At 24.3% G+C, this 15,269-nt stretch carries 15 protein-coding genes and 1 pseudogene; 8 read left to right on the forward strand and 8 right to left on the reverse strand.

Going from position 1 to position 15,269, the window contains the following annotated elements:
• Positions 1-9: 9 nt before the first annotated feature.
• Both ACI2WJ_RS07125 and ACI2WJ_RS07130 read right to left on the reverse strand, forming a co-directional pair.
• Complete coding sequence (locus tag ACI2WJ_RS07125) at positions 10-525, reverse strand: hypothetical protein (protein WP_400255318.1); 516 nt, start codon at positions 523-525, stop codon at positions 10-12.
• A gap of 146 nt (positions 526-671) precedes the next feature.
• The gene (locus tag ACI2WJ_RS07130) at positions 672-1,052 is read right to left on the reverse strand and encodes a hypothetical protein (RefSeq protein WP_400255319.1); all 381 of its coding nucleotides are present in this window, start codon (positions 1,050-1,052) and stop codon (positions 672-674) included.
• A gap of 128 nt (positions 1,053-1,180) precedes the next feature.
• On the opposite strand from ACI2WJ_RS07130, the gene ACI2WJ_RS07135 reads away from it, so the two are divergent.
• Positions 1,181-1,729, forward strand: a complete 549-nt coding sequence (locus ACI2WJ_RS07135) for a UPF0236 family transposase-like protein (protein WP_400255320.1) — start codon at positions 1,181-1,183, stop codon at positions 1,727-1,729.
• A gap of 2 nt (positions 1,730-1,731) precedes the next feature.
• Here the strand turns inward: ACI2WJ_RS07135 and ACI2WJ_RS07140 are convergent.
• A protein-coding gene (locus ACI2WJ_RS07140) for an IS3 family transposase (protein WP_400254491.1) occupies positions 1,732-2,852 on the reverse strand; the annotation gives its coding sequence in 2 pieces (ribosomal slippage) (positions 1,732-2,609 and positions 2,609-2,852; 1,122 coding nt in all).
• A gap of 155 nt (positions 2,853-3,007) precedes the next feature.
• On the opposite strand from ACI2WJ_RS07140, the gene ACI2WJ_RS07145 reads away from it, so the two are divergent.
• The gene (locus tag ACI2WJ_RS07145) at positions 3,008-3,550 is read left to right on the forward strand and encodes a hypothetical protein (RefSeq protein ID WP_400255321.1); all 543 of its coding nucleotides are present in this window, start codon (positions 3,008-3,010) and stop codon (positions 3,548-3,550) included.
• 172 nt (positions 3,551-3,722) lie between these two features.
• Positions 3,723-4,963, forward strand: a pseudogene (locus ACI2WJ_RS07150) (IS256 family transposase).
• 88 nt (positions 4,964-5,051) lie between these two features.
• Here the strand turns inward: ACI2WJ_RS07150 and ACI2WJ_RS07155 are convergent.
• On the reverse strand, positions 5,052-5,984 hold the full coding sequence (locus ACI2WJ_RS07155; RefSeq protein WP_400255322.1) for a hypothetical protein: 933 nt from the start codon (positions 5,982-5,984) through the stop codon (positions 5,052-5,054).
• A gap of 405 nt (positions 5,985-6,389) precedes the next feature.
• Here ACI2WJ_RS07155 and ACI2WJ_RS07160 point away from each other — a divergent pair, with 405 nt between their 5' ends.
• Positions 6,390-6,854: a hypothetical protein gene (locus ACI2WJ_RS07160; RefSeq protein ID WP_338957210.1), complete on the forward strand. Its 465-nt coding sequence runs from the start codon at positions 6,390-6,392 to the stop codon at positions 6,852-6,854.
• 73 nt (positions 6,855-6,927) lie between these two features.
• On the opposite strand, the gene ACI2WJ_RS07165 is transcribed toward ACI2WJ_RS07160, so the two are convergent.
• Positions 6,928-8,424, reverse strand: a complete 1,497-nt coding sequence (locus tag ACI2WJ_RS07165) for a YfcC family protein (protein ID WP_400255323.1) — start codon at positions 8,422-8,424, stop codon at positions 6,928-6,930.
• 342 nt (positions 8,425-8,766) lie between these two features.
• Between ACI2WJ_RS07165 and ACI2WJ_RS07170 the strand changes: the two genes are divergently transcribed.
• The 4 genes from ACI2WJ_RS07170 (at position 8,767) to ACI2WJ_RS07185 (ending at position 13,312) form a co-directional block, all read left to right on the forward strand.
• Positions 8,767-10,527, forward strand: a complete 1,761-nt coding sequence (locus ACI2WJ_RS07170) for an APC family permease (RefSeq protein ID WP_400255324.1) — start codon at positions 8,767-8,769, stop codon at positions 10,525-10,527.
• A gap of 256 nt (positions 10,528-10,783) precedes the next feature.
• Positions 10,784-11,641, forward strand: a complete 858-nt coding sequence (locus tag ACI2WJ_RS07175; RefSeq protein WP_400255325.1) for a hypothetical protein — start codon at positions 10,784-10,786, stop codon at positions 11,639-11,641.
• Positions 11,642-11,863: 222 nt separating this feature from the next.
• The gene (locus ACI2WJ_RS07180) at positions 11,864-12,661 is read left to right on the forward strand and encodes a hypothetical protein (protein ID WP_400255326.1); all 798 of its coding nucleotides are present in this window, start codon (positions 11,864-11,866) and stop codon (positions 12,659-12,661) included.
• 186 nt (positions 12,662-12,847) lie between these two features.
• Positions 12,848-13,312: a hypothetical protein gene (locus tag ACI2WJ_RS07185; protein WP_400255327.1), complete on the forward strand. Its 465-nt coding sequence runs from the start codon at positions 12,848-12,850 to the stop codon at positions 13,310-13,312.
• A 104-nt stretch (positions 13,313-13,416) separates the two neighbouring features.
• Here the strand turns inward: ACI2WJ_RS07185 and ACI2WJ_RS07190 are convergent, their stop codons facing one another.
• The 3 genes from ACI2WJ_RS07190 to mnmA form a co-directional block, all read right to left on the reverse strand.
• Positions 13,417-13,548 carry a hypothetical protein gene (locus ACI2WJ_RS07190; protein ID WP_400255328.1) on the reverse strand — a complete coding sequence of 44 codons (132 nt, stop codon included), beginning with the start codon at positions 13,546-13,548 and terminating at the stop codon, positions 13,417-13,419.
• A complete protein-coding gene (locus tag ACI2WJ_RS07195) occupies positions 13,538-13,666 on the reverse strand; it encodes a hypothetical protein (RefSeq protein ID WP_400255329.1) in 129 nt (42 codons plus the stop codon). Before ACI2WJ_RS07195 ends, ACI2WJ_RS07190 begins: the two co-directional genes overlap by 11 nt.
• Before the next feature lie 297 nt (positions 13,667-13,963).
• Positions 13,964-15,079, reverse strand: coding sequence for a tRNA 2-thiouridine(34) synthase MnmA (gene mnmA, locus ACI2WJ_RS07200; protein ID WP_400255330.1), 1,116 nt, complete (start codon positions 15,077-15,079; stop codon positions 13,964-13,966).
• Between the last annotated feature and the right edge of the window lie 190 nt (positions 15,080-15,269).

Genomic DNA, 15,269 nt, shown 5'->3' on the forward strand with positions numbered 1-15,269 from the left:
AATATTTAATTATTTACTAAATAAAAATTCTAAAAATTTAATCATTTCTTGTTTAGTTTTTGCACCAACAACTTCTGTATTTTTTAATAATTTTTCATTTTTAGATGTAATATTATTATCTAATTCAAAAAGTGTTTTTGGATTAAAAAACTCTTGTTTAGATTCTTCATTTTTAATAATTTCTTGTTTTTTTATTTCTTTATTATGTAAATTATTATTAAATATTTCTGCATAATCTTCTTTTATTTTATTTAAAGCAGAATGTTTATCAAGTTCTTTATATTCAGTATTAATTAATGATTTAACTATTTTTAATTGTTTATCATTAAAACCATTAAATAATTCTTTTTCTTGATATTCATTAACTTTATTTTCATATTCTTTTATTTTTGTTTCATATTCACTTAATTTAGGTTCAATATTTTTTTTACTTTCAGCATATACTACATTTCTATGTTGTTTTAGTAAATTTTTAACATCATCTAAACTATAATTCTCTTTTTCATCAAAAGTAAAATCACTCATACTTTTAATCTCCCTTTTATTAAATTTTAATAATTCACTTGGTTAATAGGTCACTTTTATATATGTTATTTAACATATTCACTTTATTTAATTATATCATTTTTATCCTTTAAAATAAAGAAAAAATCTATATATAATATAGACTTCTAATCATTATTTTCTATTTTTCTAGGTTCACTAATATTAATAATTATATTACTTTGTGTGTTATTATCTTCTTCATTAATATCATATTCATTCGGATAACTAACTTGTCAATGTTTATAAATTATTTCTGGTTTTACTAATGATTTTTCTAACATATGAGTTGAAATTATCGCTCTTGCATTATCATAATCTTTAATAAATTTTTTACGTCATGGATTGTTTCTACGTTGGCAATCATAAACAAATTTTCTATCAATTCCAAGTGCATTATTTAATCCTTGTGGAGTTAATATAACCTTTTTAGTTCTTAAATAATTATCAATTTGAGTTTTATAATTAACACTTAATTTTTCACCATATTTTTTTTCTTTTTCTGGCATATTTATCACCTATATTTAAATATTTATATACTAATTATAACATTTTAACTAAAGTATATTACAACACTCACCAGTTAATTATTGTTATACTCAAAGTCATGTATTTAATTTAGAAAGGAATTAATATTATGAATTTTCTAGAAAATGAACTTAATTATGATGAACTTGATATTACATTTAAAAATAATGAATTAAATTATTTAACAAATATATTTAAAGCATATGATGATTTTTGATATCAAAATATATATGATAAAAATAAACATAAATATGTTAAAACTGCAAAAAGAAGTCCAAATACTCAATATGGTAAAATAAATAATTTTTATCGTAGAGGTTATTTAATATTAGAAACTAATGAATATTATTATCCTTTAGATGATTATATAAAACTTAAAAAAAGAAAAAGAACACTTACAAGTTTAGAACATACAATAATAAAAAATTCAGGTAATGGTAAAAGACAATCTGATGTACAAGATATAATAAAAAATAGTAATTTTTCTAAAACATATATGACTAATGTAATGAAAAATGCAGTAATAAATATTGAAGAAATAAAGGAAAAGAAAGTAGTATTACCAACTGAAAAATTATTTATAAATATGGATGATTGTTTTATATCTTCATTATTTAATAATAAAAAACAAAAAAATTGGAATGGTAACCCTTTTTAGGACTATTTTTTGGTAGACATTTTTTCATGATATTTAACTGGAGTTAGGTAGTTTAAAGTGCTGTGGATTCGTATGTTGTTGTATCAATTGATATAATCAAATAATTCTAATTTTAATTGGATTAATGATGTAAAATTTTTATCATTAATAAATTCAGTTTTGAAAGTTTTGAAAGTTGCTTCAGCAACAGCATTATCATAAGGACAACCTTTTTTGCTTAAAGAACGGGTAATATTGAATGCTAATAAAAGTTTATCAATAGTTTTATTATTGAATTCATTACCGCGATCACTATGAAATATTTGAATATCTTTTAAACAGCGATTTGATTGCATAAATGCTTGATATACTAATGATGCATCTTTTTTAGTACCTACACTATGTCCAATAATTTCGCGGTTAAATAGGTCGATTAATAAGCAAATATAGTTTCACTTACCATTAACTTGAACATAAGTTAAATCACTAACAATAACTTCATTTTTAAGCCTATTATTAAAGTTTCTATTCACAAGATTGCTTATTTGGCTATCATTGACTTTGTTATGATGATTTTTAAATGATAATTTAGTGTATTTTGATATTAAATTATGCTGATTCATAATTTCTTTAATTTTTTTGCGTGATAAATAAATTTCTTTATTTTCTAGACTGACTTTTAATCTTCTTGTTCCATAAACTTCTTTATTTTGTTTAAAAGCACTAATAACAGCTTCATCATACATATTATTTTTGATTTTATCTTCTTTTTTCTTTAAATTAAAATAATATGTTGATTTAGAAAGTTTTAAAAAACGACAAATTGGACGAATTTTATATTTAGATTTATTATTTGTAATAATCTCTACTTTCTGCCTATTATTAGTGCTGCTTGCTTTAAAATATCATTCTCCATTCTTAATTGTTTTAATTCTTTATTTGCTTGAATTAATTGTTTTTCTAAATCCGAAAGATTATCTTTAGTTTTAAAACTGCCTGAATTTGTAAATTGCTTAATTCATTTATAAGTAGCTGCTCTTGTAACGTTGTATTCTTTAGCAAGGCAAGATACTGATTTGCCATTTTGATATAAAGATACTATTTGTTTTTTAAATTCATCATTATATGAGTTAATATTGGCCATAATTATATTTCCTTTCTTTTAACTAATTTGTTCACTTGTCTACGTAATTAGTGTCCAATAAAGTGTAACCCATCCAATTGTTTCTAAAATTTCAGCTTTAGCAGAAGAAGCTTCAATGCCATATACTTTGATTGATGAAATAGTTTTTGTTATTCTTGAACAATGAGAACTATTTTTACAATGAAGTAAAAAAAATAACAAATGCTCTTATTATTACTGTTAATAAAAATCTAGAATTTAGCGCTGATTGAGTAGGTAACGAGAATATTTTTGCAGAGTTAATAACCGAATATACTATTAATTATAAAGAATTAGGAATGAACACCATTATTTTTAATAATGGTTTTTCTTACGAAAGAGATGGTATTAAGTATAGTGCTAATGGTATTGCTAAAATTATTTTAACACCATGTTTATGAAAACAATTAGATAAATTAAATAATAGTTTTGGGATATCGCAATATTTAAGGAATGAACAAATATTTTGTTATCTTTCTTTAGAACCAAATTCTGATAAAATTTTAAATTATGCTTTTGAACAATTGGCAGTTTTAATTTTTAATAATAAAAAATATGTTAATGATGCTTTTCTTAAGTTTAAAGTAGGTGTTGTTTTAGAATTTGAAGCAGTAGTGCATGAACAATTTCAATTAAAACAAATTTCAGCAATGAAAGTTAATAGCGAAGAATTAAAATAATATATATTATTTTGAAGTAAAAAATAAGGTAATACTAGACTAGTATTACCTTAATTAATATATTTTAGAAAAATTGAAGGTAATGTTTAGTAATCTGTGTAACTTACAAAAATAACTATGTTTAATTAATTCTAGTAAATATAATTAAATGACTAGAAAGAGTGAGTTACAGATGGCTAAAAAAGATAACTTTAATAATAATGATCCAATATCAAAAGCAGTAGATTTATTATTAGAAAATACTGAAGATTTAACAACAGTTTTTAAAGAAGGGGGTTTATATAAAGAATTAACAAAACGTTTAGTTGAAAAAATGTTGAATTCTGAGATGCAAAATTATTTAGGATATGAAAAAAATCAACATAGTAATAGTGACAATGCTCGTAATGGTATAAGTTCAAAAAAATTAATAACTCAACAAGGTAAAATTGAGATTGATGTACCACGAGATCGTAATAGTAATTTTACTCCTGTAATAGTGCCAAAAAGACAGAGAAGATTTGATGGTTTTGATCAACAAGTTCTTTCCTTATATGCAAAAGGTATGACATTATCAGATATTAGAATGCAGTTACAAGAGTTATATCAGGGTGCTGATATTAGTGAAAGTATTATTAGTCAAATTACTGATGATGTGATTGATGATGTCAAAGCATGACAAAATAGACCATTAGAAGGCATTTATCCTATTGTTTATTTTGATTGTATAGTAGTTAAAGTACGACAAGATAAACGCATTATTAACAAATCAGTTTATATAGCTTTAGGAGTTGATTTAGAAGGTAAAAAAGATGTTTTAGGTTTATGAATTAGTGAAAATGAAGGTGCTAAATTTTGATTAGCAAATTTAACAGAAATGAAAAATCGTGGCTTAAATGATATTCTTATTGCCTGCAGTGATAATTTAACAGGCATGTCAGAAGCAATACAATCAGTTTATCTTAAAACAGAACATCAATTATGCATAGTTCATCAAATTAGAAATAGTTTGAAATATGTCTCATATAAGCATAGAAAATCTCTAGTTGCAGATTTAAAACCAATTTATACTGCACATGTAGTGAAGAACAAGCAATGCAGGCTTTAGAATCCTTTGAAAATAAGTGAAATAAACACTATCCTCAAATTGCTAAATCTTGATATAAAAATTGAGATAATTTAATGGTTTTTATTAGTTATCCTGCAGAAATTAAAAGAGTGATTTATACAACAAATGCTATTGAATCTGTAAATAGTCAATTACGAAAAATTATCAGAAATAAAAAAGTTTTTCCTAATGATATGGCAGTTTTTAAAATATTTTATTTAGCAATTGAAAATATAACAAAAAAATGAACAATGCCCATTCAAAATTGAAATACAGCAATTGCTCATTTTATGATAAAATTTGAAGATAGAATTAATCTAAACTAGTACTTTGTAAAACAAAGATACACAGATTACATAAAAGCCTCAAATTGAATAATGATTTTATGCTAATCATATCATTATTATTTTACTATTAATTGTTTATTCTTATTATTATTGTTGACTTTAAAGAAATAGTTTCTTGGTTTTTTACTAAAGCAATAGAAAGTGTTAGTTCATCTCCGTCTGTTAAATTATTTGGACGAGGGAATGCTCCTCTTCTTTCAAAACTTATAACATTAAATTTTGCTTTTCAATCAACTAATTGTTCAAAGTTATTAAATTTAATAGCTTTTTCAGTTCTGCTTTTGCTTATTAATGGTACTTCTGTTTTATCTTTTAATCATTTATTAACAGTTTCTTCTAATTTATAACCCGCTTGGAAATGCTCAATAGAACTTCCTTCATAAACAAATTCATTATAACTTAACTTAGCAGGACTATCACTTGCAAAAATATTAAATAAAGCATCAGTTCCAGTCATTACTTTTACTGTATATTTATCCCCTAAATTTGTTTTACCATCTTCTTTAAAGAATTGTAAATTATATGTCCCATCACCAACTACAAGTTTTTCATCATCATTTGGTTCTACAAATTTACTAGTAGAAACTTTTATATTAGATATTTTATTTTTAATTTTAGCAACTTCCGCTGCATCAAAAGTACCATCTTCAGGTGTTGTTCCTGATGTTAATTTCTGTTGTAAAACAGATTTTAAAAAATAGAAACTGTCTTTATCTTTAGCTTTGACTTGACCAGTAGTTGCCTCATTTTCTAATAATTTAGTAACTAAAATATCGGAATTATCAATTCAGAAAAAGGATGTATCTTTTTCTCAATCAAGTCTAATAGTTTTTAAACCGTTTCCTTCATCATTTGTTAAATCTAAATTTATTGATACTTGATCTAGTAATATTTTTACTTGATCTTCTTTGTTGTTACCACAAGCTATAACAGTAGTTACTGGCACTGTTGTTATGACACTAGCACCTAATAACTTTAATAATGTTCTCATATTCCTCATTTTTTTCTTAACCTCCTCAGTTAAATCTAGAATAGATGTGAGAAATTATCTTCAATAATCTTATGTAAAACATATTATTTTAAATAACTCACTAATACTATTATAATACATAAAAAAAATTTTATGGTTTTTTTACACCTTTAAGAGTGTATTTATAAATTATTAATAGTAAAATTAAATAAAAAACACTTATAATTTTATTTTTTAATATAATCAAAATATATTAAAAATATTTAAGATTTTAATTAAAAATTAAAATCATATTAGTATTTATTGTTATAAAGTAATATCTGAAAAAAATAAAAATAATAAAGTATAATATTTCTATAAATAAAAAAATATAAGTTTTTGACCTATTGTTTAAGTTTTAAGCAAGTAGGTTTTTTATTTTGAAAGGGGAAAAATATGAATTTAAAATCTTTACTATCTGAAATAAAAGTTGATTATAAAGAAATTATAGAAATTTTTAGAAAAATAGAAGCAAAAAAGGAAAATATTAAATCATTATGAGATGAATTAAGTAAGTATAAACAGCAATTACAGAAAGAAAAAAGTGATGATAATATTAACCAAAAATTATTAATTATTTATAAAGTTTCTGCTTTTGTTGAAGAAATGTTGTTAAATTCTTGTCAATCAACAGAATATGATCCTGCTACTGGAAAAATAATTAGAGACAGTAAAATGAGTGAAAATTTTGTAAATGATTGAAATAATATTAATAAAATATTAGAACAAATTTTTTTACCAGAAGATGAAGTTGTAGAAATTTCAGAATTAGCAGATGATCAATTAAGTCTACTAAATAATGAACAAACGCAAACAGATCGTGAAAGTGAATGTTTTCCCAAACGATGTTTAATTTTATAAAAATGAAATAAAAATTAAAAAACTTTTCTCTAATTAGAGAAAAGTTTTAATTAACATAGTGCTTTAAATTCTACTAAAATATTGATTGAGGTAATAAAGTTCCAATACTTAACATTATTAAGGCAAAGACAGTAATACCAATAGTATATGGTCAGATTGATCGATAAAAACTTGTTAGGGGAATTTTAGCAATGGCAAGTCCTGCCATCATTACACCTGCACTTGGTGCAAATAAATTAATTCAACCACTAGCCATAACAAAAGTAGTAATCATTCCTGAACCTAATCCTAAAGGAATTACTATTTTTGAAACAATAGGGAAAACAGCTTTTGCAAATCCTGATGTTGAAGGAATAACAAAGGCAATCAAAAGAAAAGCAAAAAAACCAATAATAACAATAGCAAATCTTGACAATTTATCAATACTTTGCAATTGACCAACAACAACATGTTGCATTCCTGAATGTTGTAATGATCAGCCAATTCCACCAGCAACAGCAATTATTAAAGCAACACCTAATAATTCTGAAGAACCACTAATAAAATTACGAACATATTGTTCTTCGCCTTTTCAATCAATTGCTGCAATGATAATTGAAACAAAGAAAAATAAGAAAGCTAACATTTCAATATTTCAGTCACCAAATGCATTAATTTGACTTGTGAAATATGGAAAATATTTAATTAATGTATTGTGAAAATCATCAAAAATAGTTGTTCCTGTAATTTTACCTCATGGAATAATACAAAGCACCATAATTAAAAATGTTAATCCAAATAGTGCTAAAATAATTTTACGACGTTTAGTAAATTCAGGTATTTCTTCTTTATTAATAAATTCTTCATGATGCTCACTATGTAAGTGAAAAACAACTGATTTTTCGGGATTACGTTTAACACGGATTGCATATCACATAACAAAAGCAATAGTACCGATAGTTGCTAAAAATCAACAAATTAAACGTCAGATGATTCCATCACCCGGATTTAAACCACTAGCTTGTGAAGCTGTGGCAATAGCAAAGGGATTAAGTGTTGAAAACATAACACCAACACCAGCACCCAATAAAATCATTAATACAGCTGTAACAACATCAAAACCAGCAGCTAACATTGCTGGAATAATAATTAAATAGTAAGGAATAGTTTCTTCACACATTCCTTCAACTGTTCCACCAATCGATAGGATAGTCATAATTGAAGGAATAATTCAAATTTCTTTTCCGTTTAGACGTTTAACTAAACGACCAATTCCTGCATCTAGTGCACCTGATTTTATAACTATGCCAATATATCCACCAATTACTAAAACAAAAACAATAATATCACTGCTACCAATGAAACCTTTAATTGGAGCCAAAAATAAGTCCATGATACCTAATGGCCCACCGTCTTGTCAGGGGGGGTTATCAGTGCTTACAGGCTTTGATTCATCTTCTAATCATTTACCTGTTGTTCCTGGAATCCAAGAAATAATAATAATTAGAGCAATAATAAAGAATAAGACTGTAATTGCTGTTGGCATTTTAAATGGAAATAAACGAAATTTTTTCTTTTTGGTAATTCCCATATATGATTAATACCTCCTTCTTTATTTTTTTAAAAGTATTATTATATAATACACTATTTATCATGTAGAATAAAAGATGTTTAAGCTTATTTTTTAAAATAACTTATTAAAAAAGTAGTATTTTTATTTAAGTAACATTATAATAATAATAGTTTTTAAAAAAATGTTATTTTTTTATTAGTATTATTTGAAAATTTAATTAAATATTAGTAGTATTTTAAAATAAAATTAGTTATTATAAATTACATATATTTTTTTATTTTTTTGATTTTATTGACTATTTCATTAATTAATGAAATCACTTTAAAGGTATATAATTATTATAATTGAAAGGAGAATATTATGTTAAAACTTTTTAAGAAAAAAGAAAGGACAAATCATAAATTAACTTTATCAGAATTAGTCTGGTTTGGTTTTAATTATACTGCTGGAATTACTTTTACTGCTAACTTTGCAATTTTAATTAATAAAGATAGTTTAAATTTAGGTTCTCATATGATTTGAATTTTTTTAGTAGAAGGATTAATTGCAGGAACTTGTGCTTGAGCTTTCTCAAGACTTTCAAGAGTACATCCGGGTAATAATGGTGCTGCTTATATTTATGTTAGAAGTAGTTATGGTCGCTTCTGAGGTTGATTAATTTCTTTTTTACAGTATGCTACTTTACCTGTTATAGTTAGTTCACAAATTGTATCAATGATTAGAATTAACTTTACTGATCCATCTTCTTTTTTATATGCTAATTGAGGAGTATGACAACATTTAGGATTAGATTTGATTGGAATTCTAATTTATGGTTTAGCTTCTTGTGTATTATTTTTAGGAATGGCTGCATTTAAAAAATTTGTGAATATTTCTAGTTATTTAAAATGAGGAACAACTTTTTTATTAATCATAGCAACTATTATATTATTTGTGATGGCAGGAACTTCAAATTGAGATATGACTACTTCTCATCAACAATTAACTGCCAATAACTTTTCACAAGCTTTTGCCATGTGTTTCTTTTTCTTTTTAGGATTTGAAACCTATTCAACAATTGGTAAAAGTGTTAGAAATCCTGAAAAAAATATTAGTCGTTCATTAGTTATTGTTATGATTTTATCTACTATTTTTTATATGGCAGTAACAATCCTTATGATTGGTGCTGTTGCTGGTAATTTTTCAGATAATCCCAACTTAAGTATTTTTAAAATTTTAGGTGATAAAGCTCATGCACAATGATTAGGAATAATTGGTATCCTTGTAATGTTAATTTGTACTATTTCATTAAAGTCTAATGCTGGAATGCAAAATGCTTTATATAGTGGTGCTATTTTAGAACCATTATCTGTTGAGGGATATATTTCACCTAAATATAAAGAATTATCAAAAGATAACATTCCATTTAAAGCTTCTAGATTAAATTTAATTATTACTTTTTCTTCAGCTTTTGTATGATTAATTTTACCTGATATTATTGGAGTAATAGTTGATACGTTACATCCTGTTTATAAGGATGGACAATTAGTTTTAAGTTCGATTGTTAATTATGGAACATTAACTGCTGAAGCCGGTATTATTATGGTTATTATTTATGTTTTTGTACTTTCCATTGCAATTAAACTATCTATAGAAAAGAAATTGAAAAAAAATATTTTTGAAATTATTATTTGACTTGCAGCAACACTTTTCTTAGTTTGACAATTTGAAGAATGATTAAGATCTTTAATCAATGGTTTAATTTCGGGTGCAAGTCTTATTGGTAAAGGTGAAACTGATACTACAAAAGGAATATCTGATATAACTTCTAATGTTTTACAATTAGTTTATTTAATTGCTAGCATTGCGTTTGCTCTAATTTGATACTTTGCTTATTATAAACCAATGCAAAGAAAAAGAATGCTTACAAATCCTAAATTACAAGAAGAATTGGATAGCGAATTTAGAGTGAAAGATGATTGACCTTTTGTTGCAAAAAATCTACAAAATGAAATTGAAAATTATTTAGTACGTAATGTTTTAATTAATGGTGATGATAAAAATCCTAATTATACGATTGCTAAAAATGTACGTAAAGAATTATTGATGTCAGAAGGCGAATGGCGTGAAGACGAAGAATAAAAAAAGTTTAAAAATGTATTGGTTATTATAACTAATACATTTTTAGTATTTATTATTTTTGACAAATTTTTATAGTAATATTAAAGGTGTTAATAATGAATATTTTTTTATATTATTATAAAGTATATTGATGGTAGAAAGTAAAATATTATGTATAATGTTAATTGGATTCATTTCAATATTATGTTTAGAAGTAATTCTAAATTGTGGTTATTGTATTTGTAGTTCAAAAGTCATATTATTGGAGGTACTATATATGAATATGAAAAATATATTAAGATTAATGGGTGCATTAACATTAACAACAGCAGCTACTACTTCGGTTGTTGCTTGTGGTGATAAAGCTGGTGTAGCCATGAACGTAGAAGTATCAAAACAATTAGGGTTAACAGATGAAAAAGGAGAAGGTGTACAAACAGCTTCACTTGATACAACTGTCAAGGATAATGTTAGTTGAGCTGTTGCTGAAGCATCAGCAATTAAAGCTGGTAAATTATTAGGAAAAGGAGATAAAGCGGCAAATCAAGCATGTTTTGATTTTATTACTAATGTATTAAAAGTTAAACCAAAAGAGGGAACTACTTTTGCTGATGGAGTTTTTGAAAAAGCTGTATTAGACGCAATAACTGCTGAAGTTACTAATATTAAACCAGAATTAGCTAAAATGGATGATAGTAAAGATTATGCTATTACTGGTGGTACTTTTAACTTCCAATTTAAAAAAGGTGAAGAGGCACTTGGTGATGTTTATGGCATTAAGTTAAAAGCTGATAAAACAAAAGGTGTTATTGCTGCTGGTCTTGCTGCAATAGCTGGTAAAATTACAATAGCAGATACTGATGTTGTTACAAATTCAAATATTTTATTTGTAAAAGATGGAACTATTCCCGAAGGTGCTAAACAAGGAGCAGCAATAAGTATTGTTGATAAAACAGATAATGGAAAACAATTTATGGTTTTAAATACGTTAACTGGCTTAAAAATTTCTGCGCAAATGGAATCGACTGATGCTGAAGGAACATGAGCAGAAGGTAAAAAATTAGAAATAAGTTATAAAACAGGTGATGTTAATTTTGATCCTACTACTGTAAAAACTACATTAACGGTTGCATAATTTTATAAAATAAAAATAATATTATTACTCCTTTTAAATTAAAAGGAGTATTTTATTTTTAAAAAATGTTTATTTTTCATATTTTTAAACATTATAAACATATAGTATATAATAAATATTGGAGAACTTATTATACGATGTTATATTAAAAAAAGTAACTAAGTTATTGATTTATAGTTATTATAATAAGTTTAAAGAATATTATTGGAGGTATATGTGAATATGAAAAATATGTTAAGATTAATGGGTGCCCTTACATTAACAGTAGGAGCAACTCCTTTAGTTGTTGCGTGCGGTAATAATGGTTCAAATATTCCTAATAATCCGCAATTAAATGGGAAATATGCAGAATTATTAGGATGATATAGTGATGAAAATACAAGTATAATTGATGAAGTAATAAATTTTGATAATCTTGGAACTTGTATTATCACTGCTGACTCTACTAATCTTATTAAAGATAATTTGTTTAAAGAAAAGTTATTAGTTGAAGGTTCTGCTGCTGGTAAATGGAAAGCAAAAGATGTTGATGCTATTACCAATTTAATTGTAACAATTAAAACTGCTGCTCCAGGTGAAATATCAGTTGCTGACACAACTGACTTTAAAGTAGCGGATGGTATTTGTCAAATTGATATTATGAGTAGCAAAACTGCTGCTAAGCTTGTTAAATCTTATAATATTAATATAAAGGCAGCAAATTTAAATGTTTCAAAGGTAATAACAAGTAATATTATAAAAGAACCTTTAACTGATTTAAAACTAACTGCTGATCAAGGATTCAAGGCCGATCAGCCAACTTCTGGTTTTAAATTAGAGTTTACTGATGAATTAAACAAAACAAAGTTTGAGTCTTTACTTAAAGTATTAAATACATCTTTTACAACTCATTTTTTTAGTTCACCTACCGGCACAGAAGAAATAAAAACTTTTAATGATGGTGAACCCGCATTTTTACAGTTACATTTTGATAGTGTTATTCTTGCACAAAAAATGGCTGTTGGAACTCCAGGTAAATAATAAATTTTCTAATTAATATAAATTAAATTTAAATCTATAATAAAATAATATATTTTATTATAGATTTACTTTATTTCTAAATAATTTAGTTGTAAAATTAAATAAGAACTAATACTTGATTTTTTAAATCTCTTTTCATTTATTTAAATTGAAAAAGGATTTATTTTATTTAAAGGTGGTAATCAAATGGCAAACAAATCATATTATGTTAATGATAACAATCAATTAAAAAATTATAAATTAGAAAAATATAAAATTGATAATGATTTAAAAATTTTATATAAAGTAACAACAACTTATAATGATACTGAACCTAAAATTTTAAAAGCATTACCAATTGAAGAGTTGGATAATAATACTATTAATTCTTTTTTTATGTTGATCAAACAAAATCAATGTGATAATTTTGCTGTGTATTATGAAAATAATTATGATATTAAAAAAATTAATGATTTGATTACTAATCAAAAACTAAATTTTACATTTGAACAATTAGATTTTTTAAAGCAATTTTTTATTAGTATTAAAAATGTTGCTATTACTATATTTGATATGCGTATTAAGCCAATTATAAATAATACTGTTGATAGTAATAGTAGTAATAATGGTATTAGTAATACTTTTCAATCTAAACCACGAATTTTAAATTAATATTTTTTTAAAATTTAATTTTAGAAAAAAATATCAAAATAAAAACTAAATATTGCTTAATTATAATTAGGTTTTACTGATTAAATATTCCCATATTATCATTTTTATTGACTAGACATTCATTTATAAATGTCATTAGTTTTTAAAGCATTAATCTTATCTTTTGCATCAAATTTTAAACTTATTATTAATCCATTTATGCCTTTCATTTTTATGAATGTATTTTTATCAATCATTAGTATATTTATAAATACCATCATTAGTTATTACATATATTTTGCCTTTATTATTTTTATATAAATCAGAAAAAATAAAATCATTATTGCTTTGATGAACATTATTTTTTTTAAACAATCATTTTGTAATGTGATTGTGCTTAAGTTAAAATTACTAATACAATTTTCAATAGTTATTGTAAATGCTAAGGTAGTTAATATTGTTAATATTTTTTTCATTAAAATCTCTTTTTGTTTTTTTCTATAACTTTTATAATAATAGGTTATTTTATATTTTAAAAACGTAAAAAAGAAAATGCAATAAAAGTATCTAAAAACTAAAAAAATAGTTTAATAGTAATTTTTGAATCTTGAAAATTATAAAAAAATATGCAATTAAAAATTTTATCATTTATATTAGTTTTTTAATAATTGATTAGCAAAATATTTGATCAATAACTCCACCACCAAGACAAATATCACCATCATAAAAAACAGCGGTTTGACCGGGCGTAATAGCGCGTATCTTTTCTGAAAATTCAACCTTAATTTCATCGTTATTAATAAAATTAATAATAACAGCAATATCAGATTGACGATAGCGAAATTTTGCATTACATTTTAAAGAGTTTTTTAATGTACTATTATTAATTCAATTCAATGATTTAACAGTACAACCGCTATTCATTAGTCATTTATTTTCATTATCATTAGCAACATAAAGGATATTATTAGTAACATCTTTTTCAACAACAAAATACGGAACTTTCATTCCTGAAAGATTAATACCTTTTCTTTGACCAAGTGTATAGTAGTAAACACCATTGTGATTACCAATAGTAGTTTTGGTATTAATATCAACAATTTTGCCAGGATTAGCTGGTAAATAATTTGTTAAAAATGTCTGAAAATTACGATTACCAATAAAACATATGCCAGTAGAATCTTTTTTTGTTGCTGTTGGTAAATTATATTTTTTTGCTAATTCCCTAACTTCAGTTTTAGTTTTATTACCTAAAGGAAATAAACTATATTTTAATTGTTTTTGTGTTAATTGACATAAAAAATAACTTTGATCTTTATTATCATCAATTCCTTTTAATAACTGATATTGTTTAGTAATTGGATTGTAGTTAATTCGTGCATAGTGCCCCATTGCAATATAATCTGCTTGTAAATTTTTTTGTGCATATTTTAAAAAAGCATCAAATTTAATATATTTGTTACATAGAATATCGGGATTAGGAGTACGACTTTTTTTAAATTCTTCAAGAAAATAAGTAAAAACATTATCTCAATATTCCTTAACAAAATCAATTCTTTCTAATTTAATATTTAATTTTTGGCAAACAGCTAAAGCATCAAGATAATCTTGTTCTTGTGGACAAATATCTTGATTATTGTTACCTTGTAAATCATTATTTAAAAGTGAATCTCAATTACGCATAAAAAGACCAATAACTTCATGGCCTTCTGCTTGTAAAAGTGCTGCTGTTACTGATGAATCAACACCACCACTCATACCAACAACAATGCGTTTTTTTTCTGTCATTTTTTACTCCTTAATACTTTTCATAAATGCTTAATAATTGTAACAAATATATAATAAATACCCAAATAAATATTTTTAAATTATTGAATTTATATATTGATTATTAAGTGATAATCCTTTATACTAATGTTAAAACACATAAAAGCAATTTAACAAAATATGGTTTATAACCACTTTTGTAAAGTTTGTT

Origin of the sequence: Spiroplasma endosymbiont of Cleonymus obscurus, from assembly GCF_964273375.1 — a bacterium.
Lineage (GTDB): Bacteria > Bacillota_I > Bacilli_A > Mycoplasmatales > VBWQ01 > Spiroplasma_E.